Origin of the sequence: Bradyrhizobium sp. 192, assembly GCF_023100965.1 — a bacterium.
GTDB classification, from domain to species: domain Bacteria; phylum Pseudomonadota; class Alphaproteobacteria; order Rhizobiales; family Xanthobacteraceae; genus Bradyrhizobium; species Bradyrhizobium symbiodeficiens.
In genome coordinates this window covers 1,089,226-1,104,084 of the sequence record NZ_CP064690.1, presented here as the reverse complement: position 1 = coordinate 1,104,084, position 14,859 = coordinate 1,089,226, and the positions used below count along the sequence as shown (strand labels likewise).

Genomic DNA, 14,859 nt, shown 5'->3' with positions numbered 1-14,859 from the left:
GCTTACGGCGAACAAACTGCCGTAGGGTGGGCAAAGGCGCGCAAGCGCCGTGCCCACGTCTTTTGAAGTCGTGGGCACGCTTCGCTTTGCCCACCCTACGATTCCGCGATCGTTGCGCGCCAACTTTTGCATTCTGCCGGGAAATCGCTATTTTCCGCGGCCCGGAGGCCCCTTGATGTCCGTTATCGATCCCAACATGAGCCCGAGCGATCTGCGCACGCTCGCCGAACAATCCAACGCCTGGCCGTTCGAGCAGGCCAAGGCCATTGTCGCGCGGCTGAAGAAAAGCCCGAAGGACGAGGTGCTGTTCGAGACCGGCTACGGACCGTCAGGCCTGCCGCATATCGGCACGTTCGGCGAGGTCGCGCGCACCTCGATGGTGCGCCATGCCTTCCGCGTGCTGACCGAGGACAAGATCAAGACGCGCCTCCTGGCGTTCTCCGACGACATGGACGGGTTTCGGAAGGTGCCGGACAACGTGCCGAACAAGGAGATGCTGACCGCGCATCTCGGCAAGCCGCTGACGCGGGTGCCGGATCCGTTCTCCAACGAGTACCCCTCGTTCGGCGCGCACAACAACGCGCGCCTGCGCGCGTTTCTGGATCATTTCGGCTTCGACTACGAATTCGCGAGCTCGACCGACTACTACACGTCCGGCCGCTTCGACGCGACGCTGCTTAAGATGCTTGCCGTCTACGACCAGGTGATGGCCATCATCCTGCCGACGCTCGGACCCGATCGCCGCGCCACCTATTCGCCATTCCTGCCGATCAGCAAGACCACCGGTGTCGTGCTGCAGGTCCCGATGATCCGCCGCGACGTCGCCGCCGGCACGGTGACCTATCTCGACCCCGACACCAACCAGGAAGTCGAAACGCCTGTTACCGGCGGCAACGTCAAGTGTCAGTGGAAGGCCGATTGGGCGATGCGCTGGGTCGCGCTCGGCGTCGACTACGAGATGGCCGGCAAGGATCTGATCGATTCGGTGAAGCTCTCCGGCGCGATCGCCAGGGCGCTCGGCGCCACGCCGCCCGAAGGCTTCAACTACGAGCTCTTCCTCGACGAGAAGGGCCAGAAGATCTCGAAGTCGAAGGGCAACGGCCTCACCATCGACGAATGGCTGCGCTACGCCTCGCCGGAATCGCTGTCGCTGTTCATGTATCGCGAACCGAAGGCGGCGAAGCGGCTGTATTTCGACGTCATCCCGCGCAACGTCGACGACTATCAGCAGTTCAGCGACGGCTTCGCCAGGCAGGACGACAAGCAGCAGCTCGGCAATCCGGTCTGGCACATCCACAACGGCAAGCCGCCGCAGGGCGACATGCCCGTCACCTTCCAGCTCCTGCTGACGCTGGTGTCGTCGTCGAACGCGGAGAACGCCGAGACGCTGTGGGGTTTCATCGGCCGCTATCGTCCGGGCGTGAGCCCGCAGACGCATCCGAAGCTCGATGCGATGGTCGGCTACGCCATCAATTATTACCGCGACTTCGTCGCGCCGACGAAGCAGTTTCGCGTGCCGAACGAAACCGAGCGGGCGGCGCTGCAGGATCTGCGCGATGCGCTGTCACAGCTTGCGCAGGACGCCACGCCAGAGGACATCCAGAACGTCGTCTACGAGATCGGCCGCCGCGAGCCGTTCCTCGACCAGGTCAAGAAGGGCAAGGACGGACGTCCCGGCGTAACGCTGGACTGGTTCAACATGCTCTACCAGGTGCTGCTCGGCCAGGAGAAGGGCCCGCGCTTCGGCTCCTTCGTCGCGGTGTACGGCGTGCAGAACGCGGTCAACATGATCGACGGCGCGCTGGCAAGGAGCGCGTGAGGTAAGTCGCGGACGCGTAGCCCGGATGAGCGCAGCGAGATCCGGGGTCTTTGCATGTCGCGCAAGCGGTCCCGGATGTCGCTGCGCTCATCCGGGCTACGGGACTCCCGCTCAGATCGACTTCAGCACGTAACGCCGGTTGTCCTTCTGCACCGGGCGCGCGTTCATCGGATAGAGTTTTGCGAACGCGGTGACATCGCTGGCCGACACCTGGATAGGCGTGGTCAGCAGCAGCCATTCGACCACTTCCGAACAGGGCGGGGTCGTCAGCGATCCGGGATAGCGGAAATAGCTGAGTTTCGTTGGCAGCATGGCGTGCGGATCGATGCCCGCATCCGCCTTCACCGCGGGACCTTCCGCCGCCGGCATGGTCTTGACGATCTTGCCGAAAGTCGGGTTCGGCCTGCCCTCGGCCATCAGCACGCCGACCACGGCGAGGCCGCCGGCTTCGTTGCGATGGACGAAATGCGCCTCCATCGGAAAATTCTTGCCGCCGATCATGTGCTCGCTCGGCCGGTGGAAGTGCACCTGAAGCAGCTTGTACTTGACGTCGCCGAGCATCAACGTGCTGCCCTCGGCGAAATTGAGCTGGATCGTGTGCCCGTTGTTGACGATGGTGTCGGCGCTCTTGCCCCAGTTCAGCTTCAGAACCGGCAATTGCGACTTGATCGTCCCCTCGATGTCGATCGGCGATTGCTGCAGGCCGACCGCGCAGGTTTTGTTTGCCGCATCAAGATCGCCCCATTTGGCCGGGCCGCCGACGCCCTCATAGCTCCAATGTGCGCCTTCGGCGGCGAAGCTCGGCTTGCACACCGGACAGAGCGCAAGACCCGCGAGAGCCTTCAGAGCATGACGGCGATTCATCTTATGTCCCCTGCGATAAATTTGATCGGCAATGCGAGGGAACCTAGGCGAGAGCAGCGCTGAGTCGCAAGTTCGCCGGAGCGAGATGCCCGGCGGTGTCATGATCCGGGAGCGACGCGATCACTGGCTTGCCCAAACGATGCGCGCGATCCAGCCAATGTCGCTCGCCACGATCGTGCGCGCGGCCTGCGCCGCCTCGAGCGGCTGCAAGTCCAGCGCCCTGGCAGTGCGGCGCTTCAGCGTCGCGACGAGCACCTCACCCTTCCTGGTCTTCACCACCACACGATCCCCTTTGCGGATCGGCGTACCGGGCGAGACAAGGACGATGTCGCCGCTGCGATACACAGGCGCGAGCGCATCACCGGAAATCTCCAGCGCAAAGGCGTGGCTGTCCTCTGCGGTGGGAAGCGCGGTCTCGGTCCAGCCCTTGCCGGAGGGAAGGCCGGCCTCGTCGAAAGCGCCGCTCGCACCGGCCAGGGCGAAGCCGAGCAGCGGTACCGAGCGGCTGTCGCCTGCGTCCTCGTCGATCAGCCGTGCAAAGCTCTCGATCGAGGAGTCGGCCGCGGCCAGCGCCTTTGCGATCGATTCGGTCGAGGGCCAGCGCTCGCGGCCGTCCGGGGTGACGCGCTTGGACCTGTTGAAAGTGGTGGGATCGAGCCCGGCGCGCTTGGCAAGACCGGACGGCGACAGACCGGCGCGCGCCGCCAGCCGATCCAGGGCGACCCAGATCTGGTCGTGCGTCAGTATCCTCTGCGCTTTGGCCTGTCTGACCATGCAAGGTCCAGCCCGTCGCAACTCAGGAAAACTATCCTCAAATCAACCGGTTTTCCGTTTTTCGCGCAAGAGGCGATAGGGCAGGCGCGTCATGCGCTTGAGTTCGAGAGGTGTGGCCTTTACGGTCGCGGCCGGGTTTCAAGACCCGCAAGAGACGAAAAACCCGGGAAATTCAAAGGGCTCCACAAGCGGTGGTCAAGATCTACAAAATCTGTCCGGCCTCGGCCTGGCGCGAGGCGGAACGGCAGGGCATCTACCGGGGCAGCGCGGACGATGCGCGCGACGGCTTCATCCACTTCTCCACCGCTGCCCAGGTTCCCGAGACCTTGCGCAAGCATTATTTCGGCCAGCGCGCGCTGTTCCTGGTCGAGGTGGACGGCGACGTGCTCGGCAGCGATCTGCGCTGGGAGCGCTCGCGCAATGACGAGCTGTTTCCCCATCTCTACGGCGAACTCGACGTCGGCGCGGTGCTGTCGGTGATGAACCTCAACATGCGCTCCGACGGCGGCCACGACACTCCGGAGTTGCTGCCGTGATCCGCGCTTTCGACGCCTTTTCGCTGCCGGTGCTGCGCTGGCTCGATCCGGAAGACGCCCATCGCCTCGCGATTCGGGGCCTGCGCTTCCTGCCGCCGGTCACACCGCGCGCCGACGATCCCAAGCTCGCGATGCGCGCCTTCGGGCTCAACTTCCCCAATCCGATCGGCATGGCCGCAGGCTTCGACAAGAGCGCCGAGGTGCCGGATGCACTGCTGCGGCTCGGCTTCGGCTTCGTCGAGATCGGCTCGGTGACGCCGAGGCCGCAAATCGGCAATCCGCGGCCGCGGCTGTTTCGTCTGGAGCGCGACGAGGCCGTCATCAACCGCATGGGCTTCAATAATGACGGCGCCGACGTCGCGCTGCGCCGGCTTGCCGCGCGCGCGCAGCACGGCGGCATCGTCGGCGTCAATGTCGGCGCCAACAAGGATTCGCCGGACCGCATCGCCGATTACGTCAAGCTGATCGAGACCTTTGCGCCGGTCGCGAGCTATTTCACCGTCAACGTCTCCTCGCCGAACACGCCGGGCCTGCGCAATCTGCAGGAAGGCGCCCTGCTCGACGATCTCCTCGCCAGGGTGATCGACGCCCGCGAGCGTGTCAGGCAGAAGGCCGGCGACACGCCGGTGCTGCTCAAGATCGCCCCGGATTTGAGCCTCGCACAGCTCGACGACGTCGTGCAGGTGGCGCGCTCGCGCCGGGTCGACGGCATGATCGTGTCGAACACGACGATCGCGCGGCCGAGCACGCTGCGGGAGGAGATGCGCGCCAAGGAGCAAGGCGGCCTGTCCGGCCGACCGCTGTTCCGCCTGTCGACGCGGATGGTCGCGGAGACCTATGTGCGCGTCGAGGGCGCGTTCCCGCTGATCGGCGTCGGCGGCGTCGATTCGGGCGGTGCCGCGCTGACCAAGATCCGCGCCGGCGCGAGCCTGATCCAGCTCTATTCGTCCCTGATCTACAAGGGCCTCGGCCTCGTCGACGAGATCAAGCGCGACCTCACCTCGACGCTGCTGCGCACGGGCCGGGACTCGCTGTCCGAGATCGTCGGCGCCGATGCCGCGACGCTCACCGCGGAAGACTGGCCGGGGATGTGAGGCGGTCTCCCGTAGCCCGGGTGGAGCGCAGCGCAATGCGGGATGTCTCCTTGAGCACGAAGACCCCGGATTACGCTGCGCTCCATCCGGGCTACGATTTCGGAAAGGTCTTCCTGAATTGCGCGGGATACCTAGCGGCCTGCAAGCCACCGCGCGAGAGGTAGGAGGCCATCAGCGCGCACCACAGCCCGGCATTGCCGAGCGATTGCAGCGCCCACCAAACAGCGAAGAAGATGGCGAGCGAAGCCAGCATCAGATTGCGCATATCGCGTGCCCAGGTCGCGCCGATATAGATGCCGTCGAAGCCGAAGGCGAACACGCCGGGAATGGGTGCGAGCACGACGAACGGCAGGAATTCGCGCGCGGCACGGCGGACGTCGTCACTCGCCGTCATGACATCGATCAGAGCCGGCCCGAACAACGCGAACAGCCCCGACACCACCAGCGCGAAGCCGAGGCCCCATAGCAGCACCAGCCGGGTCGAATCCGCAAAGCCTTTTGCATCGCGCGCGCCAACGGCGCGGCCGCAGAGCTGTTGCGCGGCGTTGGCGAGACCGTCGAGGAAGAAAGCGCTGACCAGCAGGAAATTGTTGAGCACGGAGTTGGCGGCCAGCGTGACGTCGCCGGCCTGCGCGCCCTTGGCGGTGAAGAACAGGAACACGGCGATCAGCGCCGCCGTGCGAATCAGGATGTCGGTGTTCACCGCCAGCAACCGCAACAGCTTGTCGCGGTCGAGCAGGGTCGCATACGGCACGGCGAAGCCGCCATCGGCATAATGCCGGCAGACGAGCACGCCGAGGGCGAAGCCGATCGCTTCCGACAACAGCGCGGCGATCGCGGCACCGGCGATGCCGGTGTCGTAGACCAGCACCAGCAGGATCGTCGCCGCCATGTTGACGAGGTTGATGACGACCTGAAGCAACAAGGCCGAATTGGCGCGGGCCTGGCCGATCAGCCAGCCTAGGATGACGTAATTGGCGAGCGCGAAAGGCGACGACCAGATCCGGATCTTGAAGTAGGTCTTCGCGGCCCGCGTCACACCCTGGCTGCCGCCCATGAGGTCGAACAGCACGGCAGCCAGCGGCAGTTGCAGCAGGATCAGCGTGGCGCCGATCAGGCCGGCAACGATGAAGCCGCGCGCCAGGATCGCGCTCGGCTCGCGCGTGTCGCCCGCGCCCAGCGATTGCGCGGTGAAGGCGAGCGTGCTCATGCGCAGGAAGCCGAACAGCCAGAACAGGCAATCGAAGATCACCGAGGCCATCGCGACGCCGCCGAGCAGCGCGGCATCGTCGAGCCGCCCGATCGCCGTGGTCGAGACAATGCCGATCAGCGGCGTGGTCAGGTTCGCGACCATCGCCGGGCCGGCAATGGCGAACACTTGACGGGTGCCGACTTTGGGATGGACGGGCGCGTGCATGGTCAGAACACGACGACCATGCCGTCCTCGGCCGCCATATGGGGCAGAGTCTCGAGGCGTGACAGCATGTCGTCGCTCATATGGGTGAGGACGAGCCGCTTGGCAGCGATCGCCGGCAGATGCTGTTCCAGGGTCTTCAGGCTGAGATGGTTCTTCACCACCTTCTCGTACATATAGGCTTCGGCAATGAAAAGACCCGCGCCATGCGCCAGCGGAATGAGCGTCTCCGTCCATTCGGTGTCGGCGCTGTAGGCGAGCGTGCGGCCCTCGGCCTCGACGCGGTAGGCGAGGAAGGGGCCGCCGGATTCGCCGTGCACGACCGGATAGGGCGTCACCGTCACGGCGCCGAAAGTCCGGCTCTGCTCGGGCGTGAGCTCGACGACGTCGAGCTGGAAGCGCTGCTGCGTCTTCGAGGAATGCTCGAACAGCGCCTCCATCACCTCACGCAGCCGCCGCTCGATGCCTTGCGGGCCCGCGATCGTCAGCGGCCGCGTCCGCCGAGAGAACTGGGCGTCGAGCAGGACGAACGGCAGGCCGGCAAAGTGGTCGCCGTGGAAATGCGTGATCAGGATGAGATCGATGTCGTTGCGGTCGATCTCGAGCCGCTTCAGGGCCGGCAGGGCCGACGCGCCGCAATCGATCAGGAAGTTGGCTTGGCGCCCCGAGACATGGAAGCAGGTGTTGAGCCTGCCGCCGGAGCCGAAAGCGTCGCCGCAGCCGACGAAACGGAGTTGCATCGGCTGCGGACCTTCAAAATCTCACCGGCCGCGCGGCGTGCCGAACACGCGCGAGAGCAGCCAGATCGGGATCACGATGACTGCGCCGAGCAGGAAGTAGCGCCACAGCCAGTTGATGGTGTCGAAGCCGAGATCCCACAGACGCTGGAACAACAGGCGGATGCTGGTGAGGATGTTCCAGGGATCGAAGCCGATCGCGGCGAGCACGACGCCGACCAGGATCGAGAGCAGGACCAGGCGAAACGCGACCGCCAGCGGCGAGCCGCCGAGAAAGCGGTTCAGCCCGTCATTGCGGCCGGCCGGCAAATCTCTGACGTCTTGGACCATCTCAAACTCCTTGGCGGATTCGACCCATTATAGGGCACGGCGAGGCAAATGGGGAACCCGCAACGGGGGGTCAATCGGGTTACGGGAGTTTAATTAGGGCAGCGAAGGAATGTGGAGTGTGGCGTCGGTGGCGCCGCAGGCTCCCAAACCTCTCCCGCTTGCGGGAGAGGTCGCGCCGAAGGCGCGGGAGAGGGCTATCTCCTCTTGGGGATTGTCCCAATGCGGAAACAGCCCTCTCCCCAACCCTCTCCCGCAAGCGGGCGAGGGAGCGCACCGCAATCGTGGCGGCTATCGAGACTCATCGCCTTCACGCCTCAAACCTCCACCACCTCCGCCTTCAGCATCCTCTCCAGCGTTTCCAGCCGGTCCGCCTCACGCGGCGGCTTGTCCCAGCGCAGGCGGCTGATGCGGGGGAAGCGCATGGCGACGCCGGATTTGTGGCGCGGCGAGCGCTGCAGGCCCTCGAACGCCACCTCCAGCACCAGCCCCTTGTCGCCCTCGTGGACGACGTGGCGGACGGGGCCAAACTTTTCCGTGGTGTTGCGGCGGACGAAGCGGTCGATCTGCAACAGCTCCTCGTCGGTGAAGCCGAAATAGGCCTTGCCGACCGGCACCAGCTCGTCACCGCCCTCGCCTGCGGTCCAGACGCCGAACGTGTAGTCGGAATAATAGGACGATCGCTTGCCATGGCCGCGCTGCGCATACATCAGCACGGCGTCGATGATGTGCGGATCGCGTTTCCACTTCCACCACTGGCCCTTCGGTCGCCCCGGGAGATAGGGCGCGTCGCGCCGCTTCAGCATCACGCCTTCGACGGCGTCCGCGTCTTCGCCGGCGCCGGCACTCGCGGGATCGGCCCGCGCGGCCGTCAGCGCTTCCCAGCTTGCGAAGGGAACGACGGGCGACAGATCGATGCGGGGATCGCCGAGCTTCCCGATGAAGGTCTCCAACCGCTCGCGCCGCTCTGCGAACGGCAGCTCGCGCAGATCGTTCTCGTCGTCGCCGAGTAGATCGTAGGCGCGCAGGTGGATCGGAAACTCCTTGATCAGCTTGGGCGAGACGATCTTGCGGTTGAGCCGCTGTTGCAGGACGTTGAAGCTCTGTACACGGCCCTCGCGCAGGATCAGAAGCTCGCCGTCGATTGCGCCGGGCAGACGCAGCGACGGTACGAGATCGGGAAAACTCCCGGTAATGTCCTCGCCGGTGCGCGAATAGAGCCGGGCCGTGATGTGGCCGCTCTCGTCGCGCCCGGCCACGGCCTGCACGCGGATGCCATCCCATTTCCATTCGGCGATGTAGTCGGCGGAATCGAGCGCGGCGAAATCGCTGTCCTCGATCGCATGCGCCAGCATCACGGGCCGGAACGGCGCGGGATCGCGATTGACCGGCTTGTCGCCGCGGCCCTCCAGCCAGGCGAACAGGTCGAGATAGGGCGGTGCAAGGCCGGGCCAGATCAGCTCGACGTCATGCGGATCCTTGTCGCCGAGCGCGGCCGCCGCGGTCTTCGCCAGCCGTGCCGAGATGCCGATGCGAAGCGCGCCGGTGACGAGCTTCAGCAGCGCCCAGCGGCCGGTCTCATCGAGCTCGTCGAGCCAGCGCTCGAGCTGCTTCGGCAATTCGGTCTTGCCGAGCGTGCGCAGCGTGGTGACGACCTCGGTCAGCGTCGGGGGTGGTGGGTTGTTGTGCACCACCACGGCCTTCGGCCACATCAGCGCCACCGTCTCCGAGAGATCGCCGACATAATCGTAACTCAGCCCGAACAGCACCTCATCCGTGCGCGCCGCAATGAGATCGCGGATCAGCGCCGGCTTGGCGTGCTTGAAGCTGAGCGCGCCGGTCAGCGCGGCCAGCGCGTAGCCGCGGTCGGGATCGCCGACTTCACGGAAATAGCCGGTGAGCAGCCGCAGCTTGTTGTTGCGGCCGGGCTCGTAGGCGAGACGGTCCAGCAATTCGGCGAAGCGGTTCATGCCTCGGCCTCGTCCGCGATCGGCGTCTCGCTCTCCTCCTCGTCGCCATAACCGACGAGATCGAGTGGCCGCGCTTGCAGGCCTTTGCTTTGGCACCAATGCACCAGCGCGTCTTCCTGGCCGTGCGTGACCCAGATTTCGCCGGCGCCGGTCGCGGCGATGGTGGCGGTGAGGCCGTCCCAATCGGCGTGGTCGGAGATCACCAGCGGCAGCTCGATGCCACGCTGCCGCGCGCGGGCACGCACGCGCATCCATCCTGATGCGAACGCCGTGACCGGATCAGGAAAGCGCCGTGTCCAGAGATCGGAGGTCGCCGATGGCGGAGCCAGCGTGATGGTGCCGGCGAGCGCCGCCTTCTTCACGCCCTTCACCGGCCTGAGCTCGCCGAGATCGATGCCGCGGCTCTGATAATACTCGGTGATCTTCTCCATCGCGCCATGCAGATAGACCGGTGCGGCATAGCCCGCCTGCCGCAGCAGCTTGATCACGCGCTGCGCCTTGCCGAGCGAATAGGCGCCGACCAGATGCGCGCGCTCCGGAAACAGCGCTACCGAGGCGAGCAGCTTGTTGACCTCGTCGGCGGCATCGCCATGCCGGAATACCGGCAGCCCGAACGTCGCCTCGGTGATGAAGACGTCGCATTGCACCAGCTCGAACGGTGTGCAGGTCGGGTCTGGCGCGTCCTTGTAGTCGCCGGAGGCGACGATGCAGGTGTCCTTGCAGGTCACCGCGACCTGTGCCGAACCGAGCACATGTCCGGCGGGATGAAACTTCACGCTGACGTCGCCGAGCCGGATTTCCTCGCCATAGCGGATGGCTTGCGTCGAGCCGGCAAAATTCTCGCCGTAACGCAGCCGCATCATGTCCAGCGTTTCCTGCGTCGCCAGCACCGCGCCATGGCCGGGGCGCGCATGGTCGGAGTGGCCGTGGGTGATCACGGCCCGCTCGACCGGACGGACAGGGTCGATATGGAAGCCGCCGGGCTTGCAGCACAGGCCGCTCGCGACAGGCAGCAGGATGTCTTGTGGACGCATGCGAGTGATATAGGAAGGAGCCGCTCCAAATTAAGCCGTCATGCGCGGGCTTGACCCGCGCATCCATCGTCCTAAAGAGTTCCTTTTTTGATGGATTGCCGGGTCAAGCCCGGCAATGACGAACCGGTTCCTCAATGCCCCTTCGCCTGTTCCTGTCCTCCGGCGATCTGATCGCCGATCGCCGCTTCGAATTCGCCCGCGACCTCCAGCTCAAGGGCGACCTGCCCGCCGCCGCCGACCTGCTGGAACAGGCGCTCGAGCTCGCGCCGAACTTCACCTCGGCCTGGTTCACGCTCGGCGAAATCCGCGAGGAGCTCGGCGAGCGCGACAAGGCCATCGCCGCCTTCCGGAAAGCGCGCGAGTCCGACCCGGACGACCAGCACGGCGCCGGCTTGCATTTGATACGGCTGGGCGGCGAGCAACTCTCGGAGATGCCGAAGGCCTATGTGCAGGCCCTGTTCGATCAATATGCGCCGCATTTCGAGGATGCGCTGGTCAACGACCTCGAATACCGCGCGCCGTCCCTGATCTTCAAGGCGGTGATCGCCGCACGCGTCGCCGCCAGGAAGCCGGCTCTGTTCAAGCGCGCCATCGATCTCGGCTGCGGCACCGGCCTTGCGGCAGCCGCCTTCGCCAAGCAGGTCGATCATTTCACCGGTATCGACCTGTCGTCCGGCATGATCAAGGAGGCGCGTGCGACGGGTCTTTATGCCGAGCTCGAAGTCGCCGACATGATCGATGGCTTGCGCGGCAAGCCCAATGCAAGCGCGAACCTGATGGTTGCGGCGGATGCGTTCGTCTATTTGTCGGATCTCGCGCCGGTGCTGACGGAAGCAAGGCGCGTGCTTGCAGCGGGCGGCGTGCTCGCCTTCACGCTCGAGACCCACGATGGCAGCGGCATCATTCTCGGCGAAGGCCTGCGTTATGCCCATGCAGCGGAATATGTGCGGAGCGCGCTCGTCAGGGCCGGACTGAAGCTCCTGACATTGCAGACGGCCTCGCCGCGCATCGAAAACAACGAGCCCGTGCGTGGCCTCGTCGTGGTCGCCGAGAAAACTTGAGTCTAGGCGCTAACTCCCTGACATTTCAGCGTCATTGCGTCGCAAAGCGGTGACTTCCCACTTGCGAGCCGTGCGGCGATGCCAGCACAATGCGCTCGCCAGGGAGAAAACAAAAATGTCGAAGAATCCATCGCGGCGCGATTTCAGCGCCGCCGCGCTCGCTACCATCGCCGCATCCACCTTGCCCGCGCCCTACGTCTGGGCCGCGGACAAGAAGTACGATGCGGGCGCCAGCGACACCGAGATCAAGATCGGGCAGACCGTGCCGCATTCCGGTCCCGGCTCGCTCTATGGCGTGTTGGGGCGCATCGGCGAAGCCTATTTCCAGATGCTGAACGAGAAGGGCGGCATCAACGGACGCAAGGTCAAGTTCCTCACCATGGACGACGCCTATAGCGCGCCGAAATGCGTCGAGGCGACGCGGCGCCTGGTCGAGCAGGAAGAGGTGCTCGCGCTGTACGGCTCGCTCGGCACCGCGCCGCAGACCGCCGTGCACAAATACCTGAACTCCAAGGGCGTGCCGCAATTGCTGCTCAACACCGGCGCGTCGAAGTGGAACAACCCGAAAGAGTTCAAATGGACGATGGCGGGCCTGCCGCTCTATCCGACTGAGGCGCGCATCCTGGCGCGCCACGTCGTCAGCGTGAAGCCGAACGCCAAGGTCGGCATCCTCTACCAGAACGACGATTTCGGCCGTGACTTCCTCGGTCCGTTCAAGAAGGTGCTGGCCGATGCCGGCGGCACCGCATCGGTGATCATGGAGCAGACCTACGATCTCACCGATCCCACGGTCGATTCCCAGCTCATCAATCTCTCGAAGTCGGGCGCCGACGTCTTCTACAACATCTCGACCGGCAAGGCGTCGTCGCAGTCGATCCGAAAGGTCGCCGAGCTCGGCTGGAAGCCGCTGCAGCTTCTTTCCGCCGGCTCGACCGGCCGCTCGATCCTCAATGCCGCGGGCCTCGAGAACGCCGCCGGTATCGTCGCCATCCGCTACAACAAGGAGGTCGGCCTGCCGAAATGGGAGAAGGATCCCGACGTCATGGCGTTCGAGGAATTGCGCAAGAAGTACACGCCTGCGATCGATCAGGACAACACCATCGCTTTCGCCGGCTACGGCCAGGCCGTGACCATGGGCGAGATCCTGCGCCGCTGCGGCGACGAGCTCACCCGCGCCAACGTGCTGAAGCAGGCCTCGACGCTGGCCGGTTTCCACTCGCCCTATTTCCTCGACGGCGTCACCTACAGCTACACGCCCGAGAACTACACGCCGATGAAGACGCTCTTCATCTCCACCTTCACCGGCAAGGACTGGGACATCTCCGACAAACCGATGTCGGAGTAGTCGAGGGCGCACGCCGCAGCGCTATTCTGCGATCGCCAGCCGATACGCCCGCGTCGCATTCGCGCCAAAGGCCTTGGCCCGCAGCTGCGGTCCAAGCTTCGTCAGGCAGGCCTCCAGCGCGCGCTTGATCTCGCCATAGCTTCCCGCAAGCAGGCACACCGGCCAGTCTGAGCCGAAGATCAGCCTGTCCTCGCCGAAACAGCTTGCGGCGTGCGCGACGAACGGAAACAGCCGCTCAGCATCCCAGTCGTTCCAGACTGCCTCGGTCGCAAGCCCCGAGATCTTGCACCAGACATTGCCGCAAGCCCCGAGCGCCTTGATGCGATCGGCCCACATTTCGCTTCCACCATCGGCGATCGGCGGCTTGGCGGCGTGGTCGAGCACGAAGCGCGCCTGCGGAAACGCTTGCGCGGTTGCGATCGCGGCGGGCAGCTCGCGGCTGCGCACCAGGAAATCGTAGGCGAGATCGTGCGCGAAGACCGCGGTGAGACCGCGCTGCACATCTTCGCGCAGCAGCCACTCCGGATCGCCCTCGTCGTGGACCTGGTGGCGAATGCCAACCAGCTTGCCGCCGCCGGGTGAAGCGCGAAGCCGATCGAGCGTGTCGCCCAGCGAAGCATCCGTCAGATCAACCCAGCCGACCACGCCGACAACGAAGGGATTTTCCTGCGCTATCTGCAAAAATTCCTCGGTCTCCTCCAGTGCGTTGCGGCATTGCACCACGATGCTGGCGTCGATGCCGTTCGTTCTCAGCAGCGGTGCAAGATCGACCGGACCGAAAGCACGCCGGATCGGCACGAGTTCGTCCGCCGCCATCCAGGGATAATCGGCCCGCGCCGGGTCCCAGAAATGCTGGTGGGCGTCGATGATCATGGCTTATGCTCCACCCGGCAACGGCGCGCGGGCATCGACCAGGTTTCGCGCCCGCAGTTCCCGCCAGAAGTCCGCCGGCACCGTTGCCTCCGACATCGCGATGTTGTCGGCGACTTCCGCCGCGTTGCGCGCGCCCATCACGGCGACCGTCACGGCTGGATGCGCCATGCAGAATTGAAGTGCGGCGGCCTTCAGCTCGATGCCATGCTTGCGGCAAAGCGCCTCGAGTTCCAGCGCATGGGCCACCAGCGATGCATCGGCATCCTGATAGTTGAACTTCGCGCTCGTACGCGGATTGGCCAGAATGCCGCTGTTGTAGATGCCGCCGAGCAGGATGCCGATGCCTTTCGCCGTGCAGAGCGGAAACAGCGCGTCCAGCGCGCCCTGGTCGAGCAGCGTGTATCGCCCGGCGAGCAGGAAGCAGTCGACCGGCACTGCCTCGGCGAAGCGAACCGGCATCTCCGACTGGTTCATGCCGGCGCCGATCGCCTTGACGGTGCCCTCGCTGCGCAAGCGCTGCAGCGCGCGGAAGGCACCGGCGACGGCCTCGTCATAGTGATCGTCGGGATCGTGCACCAGGAGCACGTCAACGCGATCGAGGCCGAGGCGCGACAGGCTTTCCTCCACCGATCGCATCACGCCGTCATGGCTGAAATCGAACACCGGCCGCTCGCGCGGCGTGCCCTTGTAATGCTCGTCCTCGGCGGCGCCGTCATCCGGTGCGCGCAGCAGACGGCCGACCTTGGTCGAGATGACGTAGGAGTCGCGCTTCTGCTGCCGCAGGAATGCGCCGAGCCGCCGCTCCGCGAGGCCGAAGCCGTAGAGCGGCGCGGTATCGAAGAAGCGCACCCCGAGCGACCAGGCGCGCGCGACCGTCGCCTCCGCATCGGCATCGCTGACGGGGGCGAACAATCCGCCGAGCGGGGCGGAACCGAGCCCGATCGAGGTGACGTCGAGTGAGCCGAGCCGCGATCGTTTCATTCCCATTGCCTTCCAGCAGTCTTCATTCCA

General features: G+C 65.4%; 14 protein-coding genes. 5 read left to right on the top strand and 9 right to left on the bottom strand.

Features of this window, described 5'->3' with window-relative positions; genetic code table 11:
- Positions 1 to 175 precede the first annotated feature (175 nt).
- Positions 176 to 1,819: a lysine--tRNA ligase gene (locus IVB24_RS05115; protein WP_140481496.1), complete on the top strand. Its 1,644-nt coding sequence runs from the start codon at positions 176 to 178 to the stop codon at positions 1,817 to 1,819.
- A gap of 111 nt (positions 1,820 to 1,930) precedes the next feature.
- Here the strand turns inward: IVB24_RS05115 and IVB24_RS05110 are convergent, their stop codons facing one another.
- Both IVB24_RS05110 and IVB24_RS05105 read right to left on the bottom strand, forming a co-directional pair.
- On the bottom strand, positions 1,931 to 2,683 hold the full coding sequence (locus tag IVB24_RS05110; protein ID WP_247772242.1) for a carbonic anhydrase family protein: 753 nt from the start codon (positions 2,681 to 2,683) through the stop codon (positions 1,931 to 1,933).
- A gap of 120 nt (positions 2,684 to 2,803) precedes the next feature.
- Positions 2,804 to 3,457 carry a helix-turn-helix transcriptional regulator gene (locus IVB24_RS05105; RefSeq protein ID WP_247772241.1) on the bottom strand — a complete coding sequence of 218 codons (654 nt, stop codon included), beginning with the start codon at positions 3,455 to 3,457 and terminating at the stop codon, positions 2,804 to 2,806.
- Positions 3,458 to 3,648: 191 nt separating this feature from the next.
- Between IVB24_RS05105 and IVB24_RS05100 the strand changes: the two genes are divergently transcribed.
- Positions 3,649 to 3,993: a DUF952 domain-containing protein gene (locus IVB24_RS05100; RefSeq protein WP_247772240.1), complete on the top strand. Its 345-nt coding sequence runs from the start codon at positions 3,649 to 3,651 to the stop codon at positions 3,991 to 3,993.
- A complete protein-coding gene (locus tag IVB24_RS05095) occupies positions 3,990 to 5,087 on the top strand; it encodes a quinone-dependent dihydroorotate dehydrogenase (protein WP_247772239.1) in 1,098 nt (365 codons plus the stop codon). Before IVB24_RS05100 ends, IVB24_RS05095 begins: the two co-directional genes overlap by 4 nt.
- A gap of 91 nt (positions 5,088 to 5,178) precedes the next feature.
- On the opposite strand, the gene IVB24_RS05090 is transcribed toward IVB24_RS05095, so the two are convergent.
- The 5 genes from IVB24_RS05090 to IVB24_RS05070 form a co-directional block, all read right to left on the bottom strand.
- Entirely contained in the window at positions 5,179 to 6,504 is a 1,326-nt protein-coding gene (locus tag IVB24_RS05090; protein WP_247772238.1) for an MATE family efflux transporter, read from the bottom strand.
- Between the two features lie 2 nt (positions 6,505 to 6,506).
- Entirely contained in the window at positions 6,507 to 7,241 is a 735-nt protein-coding gene (locus tag IVB24_RS05085) for an MBL fold metallo-hydrolase (RefSeq protein ID WP_247772237.1), read from the bottom strand.
- A 21-nt stretch (positions 7,242 to 7,262) separates the two neighbouring features.
- On the bottom strand, positions 7,263 to 7,568 hold the full coding sequence (locus IVB24_RS05080; RefSeq protein WP_018320831.1) for a DUF6460 domain-containing protein: 306 nt from the start codon (positions 7,566 to 7,568) through the stop codon (positions 7,263 to 7,265).
- 314 nt (positions 7,569 to 7,882) lie between these two features.
- Entirely contained in the window at positions 7,883 to 9,535 is a 1,653-nt protein-coding gene (locus IVB24_RS05075; RefSeq protein ID WP_247772236.1) for a cisplatin damage response ATP-dependent DNA ligase, read from the bottom strand.
- Positions 9,532 to 10,569, bottom strand: coding sequence for a ligase-associated DNA damage response exonuclease (locus IVB24_RS05070; protein WP_247772235.1), 1,038 nt, complete (start codon positions 10,567 to 10,569; stop codon positions 9,532 to 9,534). Before IVB24_RS05070 ends, IVB24_RS05075 begins: the two co-directional genes overlap by 4 nt.
- A 134-nt stretch (positions 10,570 to 10,703) precedes the next feature.
- Between IVB24_RS05070 and IVB24_RS05065 the strand changes: the two genes are divergently transcribed.
- A complete protein-coding gene (locus IVB24_RS05065) occupies positions 10,704 to 11,630 on the top strand; it encodes a methyltransferase domain-containing protein (protein ID WP_247772234.1) in 927 nt (308 codons plus the stop codon).
- A 115-nt stretch (positions 11,631 to 11,745) separates the two neighbouring features.
- On the top strand, positions 11,746 to 12,975 hold the full coding sequence (locus IVB24_RS05060; RefSeq protein ID WP_162308784.1) for an ABC transporter substrate-binding protein: 1,230 nt from the start codon (positions 11,746 to 11,748) through the stop codon (positions 12,973 to 12,975).
- 21 nt (positions 12,976 to 12,996) lie between these two features.
- Here IVB24_RS05060 and IVB24_RS05055 read toward each other — a convergent pair whose 3' ends face one another.
- On the bottom strand, positions 12,997 to 13,848 hold the full coding sequence (locus tag IVB24_RS05055) for an amidohydrolase family protein (RefSeq protein WP_247772233.1): 852 nt from the start codon (positions 13,846 to 13,848) through the stop codon (positions 12,997 to 12,999).
- Between the two features lie 3 nt (positions 13,849 to 13,851).
- Positions 13,852 to 14,829 (bottom strand): aldo/keto reductase, encoded by a 978-nt coding sequence (locus tag IVB24_RS05050; protein WP_247772232.1) that lies wholly within the window; start codon positions 14,827 to 14,829, stop codon positions 13,852 to 13,854.
- Between the last annotated feature and the right edge of the window lie 30 nt (positions 14,830 to 14,859).

Excerpts from the sequence above, each read along its gene's own strand:
- IVB24_RS05115 (WP_140481496.1), top strand. The coding sequence starts at position 176 with ATGTCCGTTATCGATCCCAACATGAGCCCGAGCGATCTGCGCACGCTC.
- IVB24_RS05110 (WP_247772242.1), bottom strand. The coding sequence starts at position 2,683 with ATGAATCGCCGTCATGCTCTGAAGGCTCTCGCGGGTCTTGCGCTCTGT.
- IVB24_RS05105 (WP_247772241.1), bottom strand. The coding sequence starts at position 3,457 with ATGGTCAGACAGGCCAAAGCGCAGAGGATACTGACGCACGACCAGATC.
- IVB24_RS05090 (WP_247772238.1), bottom strand. The coding sequence starts at position 6,504 with ATGCACGCGCCCGTCCATCCCAAAGTCGGCACCCGTCAAGTGTTCGCC.
- IVB24_RS05085 (WP_247772237.1), bottom strand. The coding sequence starts at position 7,241 with ATGCAACTCCGTTTCGTCGGCTGCGGCGACGCTTTCGGCTCCGGCGGC.
- IVB24_RS05080 (WP_018320831.1), bottom strand. The coding sequence starts at position 7,568 with ATGGTCCAAGACGTCAGAGATTTGCCGGCCGGCCGCAATGACGGGCTG.
- IVB24_RS05075 (WP_247772236.1), bottom strand. The coding sequence starts at position 9,535 with ATGAACCGCTTCGCCGAATTGCTGGACCGTCTCGCCTACGAGCCCGGC.
- IVB24_RS05070 (WP_247772235.1), bottom strand. The coding sequence starts at position 10,569 with ATGCGTCCACAAGACATCCTGCTGCCTGTCGCGAGCGGCCTGTGCTGC.
- IVB24_RS05065 (WP_247772234.1), top strand. The coding sequence starts at position 10,704 with ATGCCCCTTCGCCTGTTCCTGTCCTCCGGCGATCTGATCGCCGATCGC.
- IVB24_RS05060 (WP_162308784.1), top strand. The coding sequence starts at position 11,746 with ATGTCGAAGAATCCATCGCGGCGCGATTTCAGCGCCGCCGCGCTCGCT.
- IVB24_RS05055 (WP_247772233.1), bottom strand. The coding sequence starts at position 13,848 with ATGATCATCGACGCCCACCAGCATTTCTGGGACCCGGCGCGGGCCGAT.
- IVB24_RS05050 (WP_247772232.1), bottom strand. The coding sequence starts at position 14,829 with ATGAAACGATCGCGGCTCGGCTCACTCGACGTCACCTCGATCGGGCTC.